The sequence below is a fragment of the Alteromonas lipotrueae genome (assembly GCF_019249255.1).
Classification (GTDB): domain Bacteria; phylum Pseudomonadota; class Gammaproteobacteria; order Enterobacterales; family Alteromonadaceae; genus Alteromonas; species Alteromonas lipotrueae.
In genome coordinates, this window is the sequence record NZ_JAESDJ010000013.1 from 46,041 (window position 1) to 64,338 (window position 18,298).

Below are 18,298 nucleotides of genomic sequence, written 5' to 3' on the forward strand. Positions count from 1 at the left end.
ACTTACTTCTCTCCCTCGTAAGGAAGCACTTTCATGTCAGCTCGCATTTTGGTTGCGCCTGCTGCAACTACCTTTTCACCCAGCGCCAACGAACCACTTAATACCGCGAAATCTTCGTGAATGTGTTCAACAGTAACGCTAACTTTGTTCACTAATTTACTGCTTTCGTTATAAACCCAAACTCCAAAACCAGAGGCTTTGTCACCTACTAACGATTGTACTGGAACAACAACACCGTCGGGAAATGGTGAACCTTGCAAGCTCACTTTCACTACGGCACGCGCACCTGGCGTAAGAGGTAAATCTGCGCGGGGCTCCATGGCAAAAACGACTTCGTAAGTTTGCGATACAGGGTCGGGCTGAGTGTTGTGCTCTACATAGTTAACTGGGTACCACTGGGTTTCTTCAGTCGTTAAGGATGCACTAGCTTGCTCTATTCCACGATTTAGGTTCGCGGTGAGTAGCCTTTCAGGCACGTTAATATTGAAGTAAATTTTAGAGACATCTTGTAAGCGAGCAATAGGTGTTCCCGCGGCAACAAAGCTATTATTTTCAACAAGACGCTGAGACACCTTGGCATCGAAAGGTGCATATAATTGGGTGTAACTTAAATCCTGCTTCGCCGTTTTTAGCTCTATTTCAGCTAATTCGTAGGTGGTTTTTGCAGTATCAAGGGTACTTTGCGCGACCAGTTTCTGCGCATACATTTTTTCAATACGATCTAATTCGCGTTTGGATTGTTCCAAGCGAGTGCGCTGTTCGTCAACACGGCGCTCAAAAGGTTGTCTGTCAATTGTGGCTAACAGCTTGCCTTCTTCAATATCGCTACCTGTAGTTAAATCGGTTTGAACTAACCTTCCTGATACTTCAAAACTAAGATCTACCGTTTTTACTGCAGAAACGACTGCCGGAAAAGTAAATTCGTCAAATGCAGGAACAGTGCTCACCTCAGCGAGTTTCACATAGCGAGGGGCGACAGTTTGCTCTTGTGTATCATCTTCTGATGTACAACCAGCAAGGGTGAGAACAGACAGGGCAGTAAACGCAACAAGGTGACGAATTCGCGAAATAGACATAGGAAATTTTCGATCCGTATTTGTGGTGAATACAGTATAGACGACTATACTCACCTATAATTAAAGTACACTGTGCGGTGCATTTTAGAGATCATCCATTGAAAAGTAAACTGTGCAGTGTAAAATGACCGCATATTATTTTTAGACAGTAAAATTATGACTAGCACTACACGTACCCGAAGTGATGTTAAGCGAGATGCCATTATACAAGCAGCAAAGCAAGCATTTCAGGAATTTGGCGTTAACGGAACCAGCATGGATAAGCTGGCTGAGCTAGCGAACGTGTCTAAAAGAACAGTGTACAATCATTTCTCAGCAAAGGAAGAGCTGGTCATGCACCTAATTAAAGAGCAGTGGCAATCAGCCCTTGTTGATATAGGTGCGCCTTATGATCCCCAGGCCTTGTTGGCTGACCAACTCACCGACCTGATAATGGCTGACATCAATTTTATGAGCGGGGATGAACACTTAGAGTTGGCCCGCGTTGCTATTGGCCACTTTTTTTATGAACCCACTCGATTGAAAGATGAAGTTGCCCAACTTCAAGCCCAAGAAAAAGCGATGCATAGGTGGTTAAAAGCCGCCAAAAAAGACAACCGTATGGTTTTTGATGACATTGAGCAGGTGGTTGAAGAGATGGATAGCCTTATAAAAGGGCAATGCTTTTGGCCACAACTGTTTAAGTTAGAAGATCCGCTTACTGAAGCGCGGAAGTTGCAAATTGCAAAAGGCGTGACTGCACTAATACTGTGTCGTTATGGCGTGAATGCACCTCACCGCACGACATAAATTTACGGCAACATGTGTTGATACCGCCGTTTGCAACATGGCGGTATCTGCATACTGATTTTACACTTGCGGGTAGGGAAGCCCAACATATTGGGTCGCAATGACCTCTTGCCCTGCTTTGTTGGTCAAAAAGAAGTCGAGCTCAGATTTCATAAAGCGCTCAAAGGTTTTTTGATCTAAATTATTGGCGGTGCCCGCATCGTCTTTAAAGTCGTGCAGCATGTTACTCATCCACCATGAAAAGCGTTCAGCTTGCCAAACCCGGTTAAGCGCCAATTCTGAGTAGCCTTGTACTGCGCTTGGCTCGCCATCATTATAAACTTTACATAACAATCGATACAAAATTGATACGTCAGAAGCAGCCAAATTTAGGCCTTTAGCACCGGTTGGAGGCACAATGTGCGCCGCATCACCCACTAAAAACAAGTTACCTAACTGCATTGGCTCACACACGAAGCTGCGAAGCGGTGCGATACTTTTTTCTATGCTCGGGCCGGTAACAAGTTTCCTCGCGGTATCAGCAGGCAGGCGCTTTTTAAACTCATCCCAAAACTTATCGTCACTCCAATCTTCAACTTTGTCAGTTAGCGGCACTTGAATGTAATAGCGAGAACGGGTGCTAGAGCGTTGGCTGGCCAACGCAAAGCCTCTGTCTGTTTTACAATAAATAAGCTCATCGCTGACGGGAGGGGTGTCACTCAATAAACCTAACCAACCAAAAGGATATACTCGTTCGAACTCAGTTCGCTTTTCTTCTGGAATGGTTTTGCGTGACACCCCATGAAAACCATCGCAGCCTGCAATATAATCGCAGTCAAGTAGGTAGCTTTCTCCCTCGTGCTCAAAAGTCACGGAAGGAGAGGCGCTATCAACATCATTTAACACGACGTTCGTTGAGGAATAATATGTGGAAGCCCCGTTCTCTTTTCGTGCAACCATTAAGTCGCGCGTGACTTCAGTTTGCCCATAACACATGACCGTTTTGCCACCTGTGAGCTCATTAAGATCGATGCGATAAGAGGTGCCATAGTAGCTAATAGCGAACCCATCATGGACATGACCTTCTTCATCCATTCGGTCACTTACATCTGCTTCTCGTAACAAGTCAACTAAGCCTTGCTCAAGTATACCCGCTCGAATTCGGCCTAATACATAATCGGGGGATACGCGTTCGATGATAATATTATCAATCCCTTTTTTGGCTAAGAGTTGACCTAACAACAAGCCTGAAGGACCGGCTCCTATAATAGCGACTTTGGTTTTTATATTTTGCATCATCTTCTCGTGGTAACTCATTCAGTGTCGTTATCATTCACCAATTGATGGAAGTATGTAATTCAACTATGCAGCTGATTATTGTACTTTTGAATCATGTTAACTTAATGTGTTAATACGTAAATGATGAGCTTGTTGCCATGTTTAACCCTATTCCATTCTACGATTTATACGGCGAATCCTTTATCCGTAAAGAGGTTGGGCTTGCTCATGTCGAGGATATTGCATTTCGTAGTTGTGATCTTGAATGGCAAATTGCGCCGCATAGGCACGACAAGCTCTCGCAAGTCGTTTGTACTTTTGATAATACATGGGACGTACAGTTAGACGAAAAGTGTTATACATTAAGTGGTAATTGGCTGGTACTGATTCCGGCAGGGGCAGTGCATGGATTTAAGTTCGAACCCAACACCAAAGGCTTTGTTATTTCATTGAATCAAGACCTTCTAGAGAGCACGAGTATCGGCGAACAACAGTCAACATTGCCAGCGCTATTATGGACTCCCTCAGTTATCGAGTTTCGAGACAAGCTACAACTTAAGCGATTTACGACCTATGTAGAACTGTTAAGGGACGAGCTAAACAGTGGTGAAGCGGACCAAACGGCTGCGGTTAGTCATTTGGTTCAAATGCTGTTACTTATCATAAAACGACAACAGCACATTCACGCCGTTAGCGAAGGTGCTAGCGGCAGAGAGTCAAAAGTGCTACTTGGATTTAGACATCTAATTGAGCAACACTATAGGCAACACTTATCGGTGAAAACTTATGCCGAGCAATTACATGTTTCTGTTTCTACCCTCAATCGATTATGCCAAGGAAAGTTAAATGATTCGCCCAAGGCCATTATCCATCAGCGTTTAATTATTGAGGCCAAACGTCGTTTGGTTTACACCAGTCAAAGTGTTGACGAAATTTCCGCTTTTCTAGGGTTTAATGACCCAGCCTATTTCAGCCGTTTCTTCAAACAATTCGTTGGGCTCACCGCCAGTGCTTTTCGTCAACAAGGGAACAAATTTTAGTGTTGCGGTGAGCTACATCTCGTTACCAATTTCGATCAGGAAGTCTAAAAACACACGTGTTTTGCTTGGCAGCAGACGACGGCTTGGGTATACCAAAGACAGTACAGAGCGGTTCATGTAAAATTCGATGTCAGTACAAACATTCACTAATTCGCCGCTTTCTAGTTGTTTCTTACAGTACTGGATAGGAATAATAGCTACACCATTTCCGCCCGTAACGGCTTCTCGAACTGTAATTGGGTCGTTCACCTTAATGGTCTGGGTTTTCAAGTCCACAAGACGTTTTTGGCCATCAACACGAATAGGGAAGCGGGGATTAGCATAGCGAGTCTCACAAAACTGAACATGTTGTTGAAGTGTTTCCTCATGCTGGGATAAATCGTTCGCGGCGGCATATTCAGGGCTAGATATGCATATGAGGTGACTATCGTTCAGCTTACGGATAATAAGCTCAGAATTTTGTGGTGTACCAACGATAAGCGCGATATCAATGTTATCGCGGATGATATCAACCGGTAGGCTGGTGACAATGATCTCTAATTCTATTTCGGGGTATCGTCGTCGAAATTCGCCAAGACGGGGTGCTAAAAACTCTCTGGTAAACGCCACTGGCATGGCTGCTACTAGTTTACCTTTTGGATACGTGGTTAACCCTGAAACCAGTGAATCGGCCTCTTTAACCTGCTCCATAATATTTAAACCCTGCTCATAAAATGCTTTACCATCTTCAGTAAGCCTCACATTTCGAGAGTTTCTTTCTAACAGTCGAATACCTAGCGCCAATTCTAACCGTGTAATAGCTTTACTCACATACGACTTGGACAAGCCTAAATGATCTGCGGCATGAGAAATGCCTTTCTGTTCCACTGCCGCTAAAAATAGCGGCAAATCATCTATTTTCCATTGCATGTCAATCTCCAGTGAGGGGGACACCCGTTTTACCTTATTTGTTTCCATATGGAAACAGTTTGTTCTTATTTGCTTAATTGTTTCCTTCTTTATTTGTTAATAAAGTGTGACTGCATACATTAATCAATTAAGTGAGTGAGGCATAAGACATAGCCAGTGGCTTTAAAAACCAATGTTGCTGACTTACTCATTTAGCGTTTTCGAAATCTCATATACCGAGGTGAACTATGTCGGTTTGTTATACAGATATACCGCGTCCAGACGAGGCGGTAGTTGCTAAGTATCAGGGCGCAGAAGTGGCCACTGTGCATGAAGCCCAAGGCCGCAAAGGCTTATTAGCGGATTACATGCGTCCAATCTATAAACCCGCAAAAATTGCTGGTCCTGCGGTGACGTGCGAAGTCGCGCCAGGAGATAACTGGATGATTCATGTAGCGGTCGAGCAATGTCAGCCTGGTGACGTTTTAGTGGTTAAACCGACGAGCGCGAGTAGCGATGGTTTTTTTGGCGACTTATTGGCTACGTCATTGAAAGCACGCGGTGTACGTGGGCTCATTATTGAAGGTGGCGTGCGTGACACGGCAACGCTTACCGAAATGAACTTTCCGGTTTGGTCGAAAACTATTTTTTCTCAGGGCTGCGTGAAAGAAACCATTGCTAACGTTAACGTGCCGATCACCTGCGCCAATGCTTACATTCGCCCTGGTGATATGGTCGTGGCTGATGAAGATGGTGTCGTTGTGGTTAAACGGGAAGAGGCCAGTGAGGTATGGGGGAATGTTGAAAAACGCATGTCTAACGAAGAAGCCAAAAGAATACGTTTTGAAAACGGTGAATTAGGGTTAGACATTTACAACATGCGAGAGCGCCTTGCCAATAAAGGCTTAGTTTACGCTAAGTATGAAGATAAATGAAAATGCAGGTAAACCCCAATAAGAACGGCAAGGTACAACACGCTGTTCCGTGCTGTCTATTTCGAGGCGGCACATCCAAGGGGCTATATTTTCTTGCTGAAGATTTACCTCAAAACGCTGATGAGCGCGATCAGGTTCTATTGCGTTTGATGGGGTCGCCTGACCCTCGCCAAATCGATGGTTTAGGTGGCGCACATCCCCTTACCAGTAAAGTCGCTATTGTGAGTAAATCAGAGCGCGACGATGCAGATGTAGATTACCTTTTTGTGCAAGTCGTCGTAGATAAGGCGCAAGTCAGTACGGCGCAAAATTGCGGCAATATTCTGGCTGGAGTTGGCCCTTTCGCAATTGAAAAAGGCTTGGTACCTAGCAGCGTTAGCCATACTGACGTGCGAATTCATATGCTTAATACCGGTGCAAATGCTACTGCGCGAGTAGAAACCCCGGGGGGCATGGTTAATTACCAAGGTAACGCACAAATAGATGGCGTGCCTGGCAGCGCAGCACCTATCTTTCTCGATTTTTTAAATATTGCGGGTTCAAGCTGCAAAAAAATGTTCCCCACCGGAAACGCCCAAGATGTGATTTTAGATGTACCGGTAACATGCATAGACAACGGCATGCCAGTAGTTCTGATTAACGCACAGTCATTCGGGTTAACCGGTGCAGAGTTACCTAGCGAGCTTGAAGCAAACGAAGCATTAAAAGCTAACGTTGAGGCTATTCGTTTAGAGGCCGGTAAGCTAATGAACTTAGGTGATGTGAGTAACAAAACGGTGCCTAAAATGAGCCTGATTTCACCTGCGTTACAAGGCGGGTTAATCAATACCCGTACCTTTATTCCTCATCGAGTTCACGATGCAATTGGCGTGTTGGGCTCAGTGAGCGTTGCGACGGCCTGTGTATTAAGCGGCACAGTAGCAAACGAGCTAATTCAGAAAAGCTTTGATGACAGCGCTATGGCTATTGAAGTTGAGCATCCGACAGGCCAGTTTACCGTCGAAATGGAAGTTTCTGGTAGCCACGATATTAGCCAGTTTTATGTAAAGCGTGCTGCCTTATTACGCACTGCGCGTTTGTTAATGCGCGGCGAGGCAATGCTGTCGTGTGAATAATAACGAGCACAAATTAACCCATTAACTTTTACTGTTGCCCGTTACGTCGTTGGTATGTTGATGAACAAGCAACAGGTGAACTTAGGATAACAACATGATCATAGATTGCCACGGTCACTACACTACCGCACCCGAACCCCTACAGCTATTTCGCGAAGCGCAAATAGCTGCTTTTAAGGCAGGTAAAGCCTTGCCAGAAGTTCCCTATATTAGTGACGATCAAATTCGCGACAGTATCGAGAAAAACCAAATTAAGTTGCTAGACGAGCGTGGTTTGGATATGACCATATTCTCACCTCGTGCTTCAGCAATGGCACATCATGTCGGTGATGAGACCGTATCAAAGCAATGGACCAGTGCGTGTAATGACCTAATAGCAAGGGTAGTTGAGTTATATCCAGAGCGCTTTATAGGTGTGTGTCAGCTACCCCAGTCTGTGGGAGTACCGATTAAAAATTCGATTCAAGAGCTGGAGCGTTGTGTAAAAGAAAAAGGGTTTGTTGGATGCAACCTAAATCCAGACCCATCAGGGGGGCATTGGAATTCTGCGCCTTTAACTGACCCAAGTTGGTATCCATTCTACGAAAAAATGGTAGAGCTTGATGTGCCGGCCATGATCCACGTATCAGGTTCATGTAACGCCAATTTTCATGCCACAGGTGCCCACTATATGAATGCTGATACCACCGCATTTATGCAGTTCTTAGAAGGTAACTTGTTCAAAGATTTTCCAACGTTACGATTCATTATACCTCATGGGGGCGGCGCAGTTCCTTATCACTGGGGACGCTATCGAGGCTTGGCCGATATGCTTAAGCAACCGCCGCTTCGCGAACATGTAATGAAAAATGTCTTTTTTGACACCTGCGTTTATCACCAGCCAGGTATCGATTTGTTGTTCGACGTGATTGATATCGACAACATTTTGTTTGGGTCTGAAATGATTGGTGCCGTTCGCGGTATTGATCCAGAAACCGGTAACTATTTTGATGATACGAAGCGCTATGTAGATTCGATAGCGTTGTCAGAGGTAGATAGACAAAAGGTGTATTCAGGAAATGCTCGCCGAGTTTATCCCGCGCTAGGTAAAAAATTACAGGCGATGGGGTTATGAGTGCATTTACCAAAGATGTGGATTGGTTAGATTGGCATCCATCACCTTCAAAACCTACATATATGGTGCCAGCCGGCGCCGTGGATGCCCACTGCCATGTATTTGGTCCCGGCGATAAATTTCCGTTTGCACCGCAGCGAAAATACACCCCTTGTGATGCTTCTAAACATCAACTTTGGGCACTACGCGATTATCTCGGTTTTAGTCGAAATATATTGGTACAAGCTACCTGTCACGGGGCAGACAATCGCGCTTTGGTTGATGCGCTTAATACATCAGAAGGGCTAGCTAGAGGTGTGGCTACTGTCACTGAAACGGTTACCGATGCTGAACTTGATGCGCTCCACCAGGCCGGGGTTAGAGGTGTTCGTTTTAACTTCGTGAAGCGCCTTGTTGACGCATTGCCTTTTGATTCCCTAAAGCGCATTGCGGCAAGAATTAAAGAGCTAGATTGGCATATTGTCATTTATTTTGAAGGGCAAGAGCTTCCAGAGCTTTATGAGTTCTTCACTAATTTGCCAACCACGGTAGTGGTTGACCACATGGGCAGACCTGATGTCACTAAACCTTTAGATGGTCCTGAATTCGCCTTGTTCTTGAAGCTAATGCGTGAAAATGAAAACTTTTGGTCGAAAGTCAGTTGTCCAGAACGTTTATCTGTTGAAGGCCCATCAAAGCATTATTTAGATGTAGTGCCTTTTGCACGCACCGTGGTAGAGCAATTTTCAGACCGCGTGTTGTGGGGGACAGACTGGCCTCATCCAAATATGAAAACCCATACGCCTGATGACGGCATGCTGGTGGATATGCTGCCTTTAATTGCACCAACAGACTCGTTACAGCAAAAGCTACTTGTCGAAAACCCCATGCGCCTGTATTGGCCTGAACAGGTTAAATAGAGTTGAGGAAGCAATAATGTCTTTAGATAAGTCTTATCAAAAAATCCCAGGAACCACCATTTTTGATGCAGAAATGGGCAGACGAGGTTATCACCTCAACCAATTTTGTATGTCGTTAATGAAAGCAGAAAACCGCGCACGGTTTAAAGCTTGTGAGCGTCAGTATTTGGATACATGGGATATGAGCGAAGAACAAAAGGAAAGTGTGCTAGCAAGAGATTACAACCGAATGATGGCTACAGGGGGCAATATTTATTTCCTTGCAAAGATATTCTCATGTGACGGGCTCAGCTTTCAGTTTGCGGCAGCAAGTATGACTGGTATGAGCCAACCAGACTATGCACAAATGATGTTAAACGGTGGTAGGACACCTACTGGCAATATGTATAAGGAAAATAATAATGGCTAAGATTACCGCCGGCGTTGCTACGTCGCACGTTCCCGCTATTGGCGCAGCCATTGATAATGGTAAAACCAACGATCCTTATTGGAAGCCCTTGTTTGCAGGCTATGATTTTGGGAAAGAATGGATACAACAGAGCAAGCCAGATGTCGTCATTCTGGTTTACAACGACCATGCCTCTGCATTCGATATGAATGTTATCCCTACCTTTGCGTTAGGTTGCGCTCCCTCTTTTGCACCAGCTGATGAAGGGTGGGGGCCGCGGCCAGTGCCTACAGTAATGGGGCACCCTGAAATGGCCTCGCATATTGCACAATCGGTTATTCAGCAAGATTTCGACTTAACTATCGTTAACGACATGGACGTAGATCACGGGTTGACCGTACCTATGTCTCTTATGTTCGGTCAGCCCGAAATGTGGCCATGCAAGGTTATCCCCTTGGCGGTAAATGTGGTTCTGTATCCCGCGCCATCGGGTAAGCGATGCTATGCACTAGGTAAAGCCATTCGAAACGCTGTTGAAAGTTTTGATGAAGATCTCAATGTTCAAATTTGGGGAACTGGTGGAATGAGCCACCAACTACAAGGCCCTCGTGCAGGGCTAATCAATCAAGAGTTCGATAACAATTTCTTAGATCGCATTGTCGATGATGCGGAGAATTTAGCGCAAATGCCTCATTTTGACTATTTGAATCAAGCTGGTTCAGAAGGGGTTGAATTAGTCATGTGGATGGTCATGCGTGGCGCCTTAAACGACAAGGTGGAAACGAAAAAGCGCTTTTATCATGTACCCGCATCGAATACGGCCGTTGGCCATCTTATATTAGAAAATAAATAGGAATTAATTATGAAAGTAATCGTAGTAGGACCTGGTGCATTCGGAATAAAACACCTCGAGGGCATAAAAAATATTGATGGTGTTGATGTGGTGGCGTTAGTAGGCCGTTCTGTTGAGAAAACGCAAAAAGTTGCAAATGAATATGGCATTGAGCACGTATTTACTGACTTAGCTGAAGCACTTAACATTGACGCCGATGCAGTTATTTTATGTACGCCTACCCAACAACATGCCGAGCAATCCATTCAATGCATGAAAGCAGGTAAGCATGTTCAGGTAGAGATCCCTCTCGCGGACAGCTGGTTTGATGCTGAAGCTGTTATGAAGGTGCAAGAGGAAACGGGGTTAACTTGTATGGTGGGACATACACGTCGTTTTAACCCTTCGCACCAATGGATAAATAAGCGCATTACCGCCAATGAACTGAACATCCAACAAATGGATGTACAAACTTACTTTTTCCGTCGTAAAAATATAAATGCGAAAGGGGAGCCTCGTTCTTGGACCGATCACCTGCTATGGCATCATGCTGCCCATACCGTTGATTTGTTTGCCTATCAAGCCGGCAGCAAAATTGTAAAGGCGAATGCCTTGCAAGGGCCGATTCACCCTGAGCTAGGTATTGCCCTTGATATGTCTATTCAGCTACAAGCGGAAAATGGCGCAATTTGTACGCTGTCGCTGTCGTTTAACAATGATGGACCTCTAGGGACATTCTTCCGCTATATTTGTGACAATGGCACTTATATCGCACGCTACGATGACTTGGTTAACGGCAAAGAGGAAACTATTGATGTGTCTACTGTAGACGTTTCAATGAACGGGATTGAATTGCAAGACAGGGAGTTTTTTGCCGCTATTCGAGAAGGTCGAGAGCCTAACTCAAGCGTGGGGCAGGTATTAAACTGCTATAAAGTACTGCACGATCTTGAGCAGCAATTGGTGTGACAGCATAACGATGTAACAGGGGGATGGCGTGAAACAACGAATACTTGCGGGACAACACGTATCGGAAATCGGTTTAGGCTGTATGAACTTAAGCCATGCTTATGGTCATCCTTTATCTGAAGCCGATGCGGCGGAGGTTATTACCGAAGCGGTAGAGCTTGGCGTAACCCATTTCGATACCGCGGCATTGTATGGTTTTGGTAAAAACGAAGCCTTGTTGGGGAAGTTACTCAAGCCCCATCGGCAGCGTATTTTTTTAGCAAGTAAATGTGGTATGACGGGCGTTGACGGTAAGCGCGTAATTGATGGCCGTCCGGCCACGTTGCGCGCCACCCTTGAAAAGACGCTAACCAGCTTACAAACCGACAGTATCGATTTATATTACCTTCATCGCTGGGACAAAAATGTACCAATTGAAGATAGCGTTGGTGAGTTATCACGAATGGTTGAGGAAGGGAAAATCCAAGGGATAGGACTAAGCGAAGTGTCGTCCCACACTTTGCGCAAAGCCCATGCCGTGCATCCCATCGCGGCACTTCAAACAGAATACTCGTTGTGGACGCGAAATGCAGAAATTTCAGTACTTGAAGCTTGTGCTGAACTAGGTACGGCCTTTGTGGCATTTTCGCCGTTAGCCCGTGGCTTTTTGAGCGGAAAAGTGACGGATAGTAGTGGCTTAATTGAAGGGGATATTCGCAAAGGTATGCCGCGTTTTCAAGCCGAACATATGCAAAAAAACCTACCTTTGTTGACCGCGCTAAATGGGATTAGTCAGGTACATCAGTGCTCAATGGCGCAAGTCAGTTTGGCGTGGTTACTACAGCAAGGCCGCCATATTCATTTAATTCCTGGTACTACTAAACTGCCACACCTTCGTGAAAACGTTAAGGCGTCAAATGTAACCTTGAGTGGCAGGGAAATTGAAACCTTGAACAGGGTATTCGACCATCAAAAAATTAGTGGAAAGCGATACCCCGCAGCTACGCAGTTGGAAATCGATACCGAAGAATTTTAACAGTGGTTTCGCTAATCTATTGCCTAGCCTAATCCATATGTTGCAGCGCGCCAATGTCTAATAAATAAAACGGCGCGCGTAAAATAACAATGAAAAACATCAATCTCTACTCTACACCCTTAAGGAAATAACCCTATGCGAGTGCTGCAAGAACCTCATTCCGACATTGGAAAAAGCGATATCAATTTATCGACGTTAGGCATTACCGATAACCCAGAAATAATCTATAACCCAAGCTATGAAACCTTGTTTACTGAGGAAACTAATCCATCTTTAATTGGGTTTGAGAAAGGTCATCAAACTGAGTCCGGCGCTATTTCAGTCGACACTGGGGTTTTTACCGGCCGCTCGCCAAGAGATAAGTACATTGTTAAAGATGACACTACACGAGAGACCATTTGGTGGTCTGATCAAGGTAAGAACGACAACAAAGCCATGACACCAGAAACTTGGTCTCACCTTAAAGGCCTGGTTACCGAGCAACTGTCGGGTAAACGTTTATTTGTTGTTGATGCCTTCTGTGGTGCTAACGACAATACCCGTTTAAGCGTGCGCTTTGTAACCGAAGTAGCGTGGCAAGCTCATTTCGTGAAAAACATGTTTATTCGCCCAAGCGACCAAGAGCTTGAAGACTTTGAGCCCGATTTTGTTGTGATGAATGGCGCTAAGGTGGTGAATAACAAATGGCAAGAACAAGGTTTACATTCTGAAAACTTTGTAGCATTTAACCTTACTGAGAAAATTCAAATTATTGGCGGTACATGGTATGGCGGTGAAATGAAAAAAGGGATGTTCTCAATGATGAACTACTTTTTGCCGCTTAAAGGTATTGCCTCTATGCACTGTAGTGCTAACGTGGGTGAAAAAGGGGATGTCGCCATATTCTTTGGATTGTCAGGCACAGGCAAAACTACGCTGTCTACTGATCCCAAAAGAGAGCTTATAGGCGATGATGAACATGGATGGGATGACAATGGCATCTTTAACTTTGAAGGTGGTTGTTACGCCAAAACGATTAACCTCAGTGAAGAGAACGAACCGGATATATACCAAGCCATAAGGCGAGATGCGTTATTAGAAAACGTGGTTGTAAATGCTGACGGTAAGATAGATTACGACGACAACGCAAAAACTGAAAATACACGGGTGTCATACCCAATAAATCATATCGACAATATAGTTAAACCTATATCTCGCGCAGGGCACGCCAATAAAGTCATTTTTCTTACTGCGGATGCATTTGGTGTACTCCCATCGGTATCTAAGTTAACTCCAGAACAAGCCGAATATTATTTTTTATCGGGCTTTACCGCTAAGTTAGCCGGTACCGAGCGAGGAATAACAGAGCCTGCTCCCACCTTTTCCAGTTGTTTTGGCGCAGCATTTTTAAGTCTGCACCCGACAAAATACGCAAATGTGTTACGTAAACGGATGTTAGCATCAGGGGCTCGCGCCTATTTAGTCAATACGGGCTGGAATGGGAGCGGCAAGCGTATATCAATCAAAGACACCCGTGCCATTATAGACGCAATTTTAGATGATTCGATTGAGCAACATACTACCGAAAATTTACCCATTTTTAATTTAGAAATTCCATGTTCGATAGATGGGGTTAGCCCTGAAGTGCTCGACCCTCGACACACTTATTCAAAGGCCGAGGAATGGCAAACCAAAGCAAAAAGTTTAGCGACGCAATTTGTCGAGAACTTCGAAAAGTTTACCGATGTGGAAAATGGTGCTGCGCTCGTGTCTTCAGGCCCACAATTGTAGATATTGTAGAAGGTTGACTGGCTACGATTTAATAAGCATATTATTGTTTAAATCTTCATGTATAAGAAAGGGCGATGTTGATCATCGCCCTTTTTTATATGTGTAGCGTGTTGAGGTACATTTAGGTTGGTGTGGAATTAGCGTACTTCATAAACGCTAATTACTACTGACCGTGGATTATGTCGCGACTGTATGGTTCCCACAAAAAAAGACGTATTTAGCCAGTCGTATTGACCCTTTGGGGCGTGAAACACAGGGCGCGTAAACGCATAACGACTTCCGGTAAGGTGGTGCACTATCCCCTTGTTGTGAATAATAATAGTTGTGCCATCATGGGTTTTAATCGTATACAGCGCCTCAATGTTTTTCACCTTGTCGGGCCGGTCAACTTGCCAATCAGCCCCCCCCGGCACAACATGGCCGCGGATATCGTTCCCTTGAAAGCTGCCTCCGGTTATGGGCACTATGTAGCGATGGCCGTCATCGGTATTGCCCACATCGACTTTGTCACCCAATAATACGTTTATTTCCAAAACCGGTTCGGCGGCGATCTGCGGTAAAGGGGAGGGTGATTTAATGAGGGGAAGGTCGTTGTCAGTGTGTGGGGAAGAATGAGCTATTAATGAAAATAGTAAGGATAAAAATAATGCAAAGGTTCTCATGCACTTTCTCCGATAAAAAAGGGCGCTGCATGCGCCCTGTACTGTTACTAACACAGCGACCTAAATTTTGAGTGAAGCCTGTAAATACATAGTGCGACCAATTGCGTCAAATACGCCCTGGTTGGTCACACCTACAGAGCCGCCAATGACAGGTGGTTCTTTGTCTGTGAGGTTGTTCACCCCGCCTCTAAGAGACAAGTTTTCTGTTATTTGGTAGCTACCTGATAAATCAATATAGCTATAGCTATCGCTGCCTGCGGTATCAGATTCTGGGTTATTAACCACGCTTACATCATCCATACTTGATGTATAGCGCCATCTTGCTGTCAGAGAAAATACATCATGATTTAGGGTGATGCTGTTCATCACTTTCCAATCAGGGTAGCTTTCTGAATTAGATATTGTGCCTGCAAAATCCTGATATGGACTGTCTTCAAATACAGCGGTTTCGAACTTATTCAAATGGTTTGCAAAACTCATAATTTCAATGGTAGTTGAGTCGCTAATAAAACTGGCTGGCAACGACCAATTAAAAGAAATATCGAGACCACTCGTCTTATAGCCACCTAGATTCAAATAAGGTTGATTTACATACGAAAAGATACCACTGGACTGGCGCTCAAACTGCTGACAGAAAAAGTTTTCAGTGTCATATGAAGGGTTAGAGCCGTCTAAGTTGTAGCATTTGGCCAGCGATTGATCTGCTGGAATAGCAGCAATTGCTTTATCTATTTCAATACTGTAGAAGTCCACCGTTAAGGACATATCTTTCAAATACGCTTCGGTAAATGGTGACTCTATTACTGCACCGAGGGTAATAGAGTCAGCCTCTTCTGGAGACAATGTTCTATCGCCATAGGTAGTAGTTACTAACGCATCTGAAGGCTGACGAAAGCGCCCCAGTAGAGAAGGGTTAAGCCCGGTTGCTATGCACAAATTAGCAATTGCTTCGGCATTCTCCCCTGAAAGGCCGGGGTGACGATAGTCACAGGGATCGCCGCTACCACTGTTCGGCGAGCCAATTCCAGATACTTGTTGTGTTCCTGCATTGAAGAACTCTTCAGCGTTAGGAGCACGTAAAGCACTCTGGTAGCCTGTGCGTAATAACACATTACTGATTGGACGCCAATCTAACTCTGCCTTGTAAGTATTTGCGGTGCCAGCCAAATTGTATTCAGAGAAGCGATAACCTAGTGTTAAGTTAAGTGATTCCGCAAATTCATGTCCACTTAGTAAAGGAACATATACTTCAGCGGATATCTCCTTAATATCAATACTACCTTCCGTATACTGCGAAGCTGAAAGGCTTGCTAAACGGTTCGCGGCAATGTCATCATCAGGTTTAAATTCGTATGAATTTTTTCTATAGTGGGCGCCTAATGCGAAGCGCACTTCACCAGCATCTAACTCCATCAACATCCCTTCAAGCAAACCTTCTACAACGGTCTGTTCTAAAGTGGTGGTGTTAAGTGGTGTTCTGGAAATATAGGCTAAACACTCGTCAGAAACTTGGCTTAAGCCATTAAAAACCTGATACCCACCGCTACAAATACTATCGCCGCCATCTGGCGCATCAACAAGTTCTTGCATTGCGGTGTAACTAACTGAGCCTGAAGTCGTTTGGTCTTTATTAACTGTGCGACCTTGCGATACGTGAATATTCCAGGACATATCACGGCTATCGATATACCCGCTAAGTCCTACCAAACCTTGCCATACCTCAGACTCAGTATTGTAAGTTCTAGGGCCAGCCGCACCAAATCGCACTTGATATTCAACTGGGGCATCTGGCGTGTTGCGTGAAGCTAGCAACGTAGAGAGCGCTTCATTTTGCGCTAAGTAGGGGTTAGTAACAGGAACGAATACGCTCCAAGGTGCAGCAAGAACTGGTTCAGAGCCAATATTTTGGGCTTCACTGTTTGAATATTGAAAATGACCATAAGCCGTAATTTCATTATCTAAGGTATAGTCCGCTTTACCAAAAATGGCTGTGCGCTCTAACGGTACTTGAACATAGTTATTATACCCTGGGTGATAACCAAACGAACTATCGGTCTTAATGAAAGGCGCGTCTGTTGGTCCTCTATAGTTAGTCGCTCTGCCGCCACTAACGGCAAATATTGTATTGTCATCATTAACACCGAAAAAACTTCTATTGCTTACACCTGAAATACCATACGAGGCAAATAACGCATCAACGGCAGCTTGGCTAGGGGCTACATCCGGGAGTGTGCGGCTATAAGGGGTGAAGCCACTAGGGTTCTGTTCTAAGAAGAAGGGCCTTTCTTGAATAGATATCCCTTTGCGATCTACATATTCTGCGCTAATAAAAGCGTTACCACGGGAGTCGGCAAAATCACTGCCATAGGCTAACCCATACAGTGTGCTTAATCCGTCACCATCTTTAGGCTGCGTCAACTTGGCGGTAACTTCAATACCATCGAGATCTCGACGACTTTTAAAGTTCACCACGCCAGACATTGCATCAGAACCATAGGTCGCTGATGCACCTCCGCTGACAATTTCAACACCGCCAATTGCATTTGAAGGTAATGTGTTGATATCGATGGCGCTATTGGCGCTTGAAGACTGCAAGCGTCGACCATCGAGTAGCACTAGATTGCGCTGAGGTCCCAATCCCCTAAGGTTTAACGTAGATTGCCCAACCGTTCCGCCGGAGCTACTATTACTAAAGTTCCCCGTCCCTGGTTGAAACTGAGGAAGTTGGCGAAGGTAGTTATCTATAGTGGCATCACCAGACACAGCAAAATCTTCAGCAGAAGTTGAGATGGTTGGACTGGAGGAGACCAAGTCTTTGCGCTTTATGCGAGTGCCGGTAACCTCTATGGTTTCAACAACTGATTCGTCAGCCGCTGTTTGATCTGATGGGACTTGTGCCTGCACCATGGCAGGCGTTAACAAGATATTTAATAAGACCGCTAGTTTTGTTTTTGTGTGCTTTTTAGTCATTGCATTCCCCTTGTAATGCTTATGTTTCCTAATCGTTTCGTCTACATCTATAAAAAACTAAGAGCACTAACTTCACGGTGTATTCTCGTTTTATAGAATTGATGGCAAATATTTGAATGTTGCTTAAGTGTTTAATTTGTTGTGAAGATGTTAATGGCGTGCGGATTTAATGAAATGGCAAAAAATGACTAAATAATTGCCATTTAGTGACAATTAGTATTTTATGCAAAGTGTAAGGGGCTCTCGTTGACGAAAGTTAATCGGTCAATGCGGTGTATAGCGCTGCGTAGCTCGCCTTTTATACCAGCAACAGCGCTTACAATAGGAAGGTATAAATATTAGTAATTTCCTACTAAGTTACTGTAACTATAGGTAATTACGTAAATCCATACGTCAAATAATGTCACGCAGCGTTTTTAATCGTTTAATAATATTCAATGAGGTACTAATACCTTATAAAAGCACAACAGCATTTAGGTGAGAACGCTTTTTCAATTTATGTGCATAAAATTGGTTTTGGCGTGATATGTCACATTAATTGTCATTCTGTGCCATGTTAAATAATATACAAACAATTAA

At 44.4% G+C, this 18,298-nt stretch carries 16 protein-coding genes; 11 read left to right on the forward strand and 5 right to left on the reverse strand.

Going from position 1 to position 18,298, the window contains the following annotated elements; translation table 11 throughout:
• Positions 1–2 precede the first annotated feature (2 nt).
• Positions 3–1,076 carry an efflux RND transporter periplasmic adaptor subunit gene (locus tag KYS23_RS16135; protein WP_201299261.1) on the reverse strand — a complete coding sequence of 358 codons (1,074 nt, stop codon included), beginning with the start codon at positions 1,074–1,076 and terminating at the stop codon, positions 3–5.
• 156 nt (positions 1,077–1,232) lie between these two features.
• Here KYS23_RS16135 and KYS23_RS16140 point away from each other — a divergent pair, with 156 nt between their 5' ends.
• Positions 1,233–1,865 (forward strand): TetR/AcrR family transcriptional regulator, encoded by a 633-nt coding sequence (locus KYS23_RS16140; protein WP_159531414.1) that lies wholly within the window; start codon positions 1,233–1,235, stop codon positions 1,863–1,865.
• A gap of 60 nt (positions 1,866–1,925) precedes the next feature.
• On the opposite strand, the gene pobA is transcribed toward KYS23_RS16140, so the two are convergent.
• Positions 1,926–3,161: a 4-hydroxybenzoate 3-monooxygenase gene (gene pobA, locus KYS23_RS16145; RefSeq protein WP_246604448.1), complete on the reverse strand. Its 1,236-nt coding sequence runs from the start codon at positions 3,159–3,161 to the stop codon at positions 1,926–1,928.
• 119 nt (positions 3,162–3,280) lie between these two features.
• On the opposite strand from pobA, the gene KYS23_RS16150 reads away from it, so the two are divergent.
• Entirely contained in the window at positions 3,281–4,162 is an 882-nt protein-coding gene (locus KYS23_RS16150; protein WP_159531412.1) for a helix-turn-helix domain-containing protein, read from the forward strand.
• Between the two features lie 12 nt (positions 4,163–4,174).
• Here the strand turns inward: KYS23_RS16150 and KYS23_RS16155 are convergent, their stop codons facing one another.
• Entirely contained in the window at positions 4,175–5,071 is an 897-nt protein-coding gene (locus tag KYS23_RS16155; RefSeq protein ID WP_218397925.1) for a LysR family transcriptional regulator, read from the reverse strand.
• Between the two features lie 227 nt (positions 5,072–5,298).
• Here KYS23_RS16155 and KYS23_RS16160 point away from each other — a divergent pair, with 227 nt between their 5' ends.
• The 9 genes from KYS23_RS16160 to pckA all read left to right on the forward strand — a co-directional run bounded on the left by KYS23_RS16160 (position 5,299) and on the right by pckA (position 14,087).
• Entirely contained in the window at positions 5,299–5,985 is a 687-nt protein-coding gene (locus KYS23_RS16160; protein WP_159531408.1) for a 4-carboxy-4-hydroxy-2-oxoadipate aldolase/oxaloacetate decarboxylase, read from the forward strand.
• Positions 5,982–7,100, forward strand: a complete 1,119-nt coding sequence (locus KYS23_RS16165; protein WP_246604450.1) for a 4-oxalomesaconate tautomerase — start codon at positions 5,982–5,984, stop codon at positions 7,098–7,100. The genes KYS23_RS16160 and KYS23_RS16165 overlap by 4 nt, the downstream gene beginning before the upstream one ends.
• A gap of 94 nt (positions 7,101–7,194) precedes the next feature.
• Positions 7,195–8,214 carry an amidohydrolase family protein gene (locus tag KYS23_RS16170; protein WP_218419394.1) on the forward strand — a complete coding sequence of 340 codons (1,020 nt, stop codon included), beginning with the start codon at positions 7,195–7,197 and terminating at the stop codon, positions 8,212–8,214.
• On the forward strand, positions 8,211–9,113 hold the full coding sequence (locus tag KYS23_RS16175; RefSeq protein ID WP_218419395.1) for an amidohydrolase family protein: 903 nt from the start codon (positions 8,211–8,213) through the stop codon (positions 9,111–9,113). The genes KYS23_RS16170 and KYS23_RS16175 overlap by 4 nt, the downstream gene beginning before the upstream one ends.
• A 16-nt stretch (positions 9,114–9,129) precedes the next feature.
• Positions 9,130–9,522, forward strand: a complete 393-nt coding sequence (ligA, locus tag KYS23_RS16180) for a protocatechuate 4,5-dioxygenase subunit alpha (protein ID WP_159531402.1) — start codon at positions 9,130–9,132, stop codon at positions 9,520–9,522.
• The gene (locus KYS23_RS16185; protein WP_159531400.1) at positions 9,515–10,354 is read left to right on the forward strand and encodes a class III extradiol dioxygenase subunit beta; all 840 of its coding nucleotides are present in this window, start codon (positions 9,515–9,517) and stop codon (positions 10,352–10,354) included. Before ligA ends, KYS23_RS16185 begins: the two co-directional genes overlap by 8 nt.
• Before the next feature lie 9 nt (positions 10,355–10,363).
• Positions 10,364–11,302: a Gfo/Idh/MocA family oxidoreductase gene (locus KYS23_RS16190; protein WP_159531398.1), complete on the forward strand. Its 939-nt coding sequence runs from the start codon at positions 10,364–10,366 to the stop codon at positions 11,300–11,302.
• A 28-nt stretch (positions 11,303–11,330) separates the two neighbouring features.
• The gene (locus KYS23_RS16195; protein WP_159531396.1) at positions 11,331–12,317 is read left to right on the forward strand and encodes an aldo/keto reductase; all 987 of its coding nucleotides are present in this window, start codon (positions 11,331–11,333) and stop codon (positions 12,315–12,317) included.
• 135 nt (positions 12,318–12,452) lie between these two features.
• Entirely contained in the window at positions 12,453–14,087 is a 1,635-nt protein-coding gene (pckA, locus tag KYS23_RS16200) for a phosphoenolpyruvate carboxykinase (ATP) (RefSeq protein WP_159531394.1), read from the forward strand.
• Positions 14,088–14,224: 137 nt separating this feature from the next.
• Here the strand turns inward: pckA and KYS23_RS16205 are convergent, their stop codons facing one another.
• Together KYS23_RS16205 and KYS23_RS16210 are read right to left on the reverse strand one after the other, a co-directional pair.
• Positions 14,225–14,749 (reverse strand): DUF3237 domain-containing protein, encoded by a 525-nt coding sequence (locus KYS23_RS16205; protein ID WP_218397916.1) that lies wholly within the window; start codon positions 14,747–14,749, stop codon positions 14,225–14,227.
• A 60-nt stretch (positions 14,750–14,809) separates the two neighbouring features.
• Positions 14,810–17,719: a TonB-dependent receptor domain-containing protein gene (locus KYS23_RS16210; protein ID WP_159531390.1), complete on the reverse strand. Its 2,910-nt coding sequence runs from the start codon at positions 17,717–17,719 to the stop codon at positions 14,810–14,812.
• Positions 17,720–18,298 lie beyond the last annotated feature (579 nt).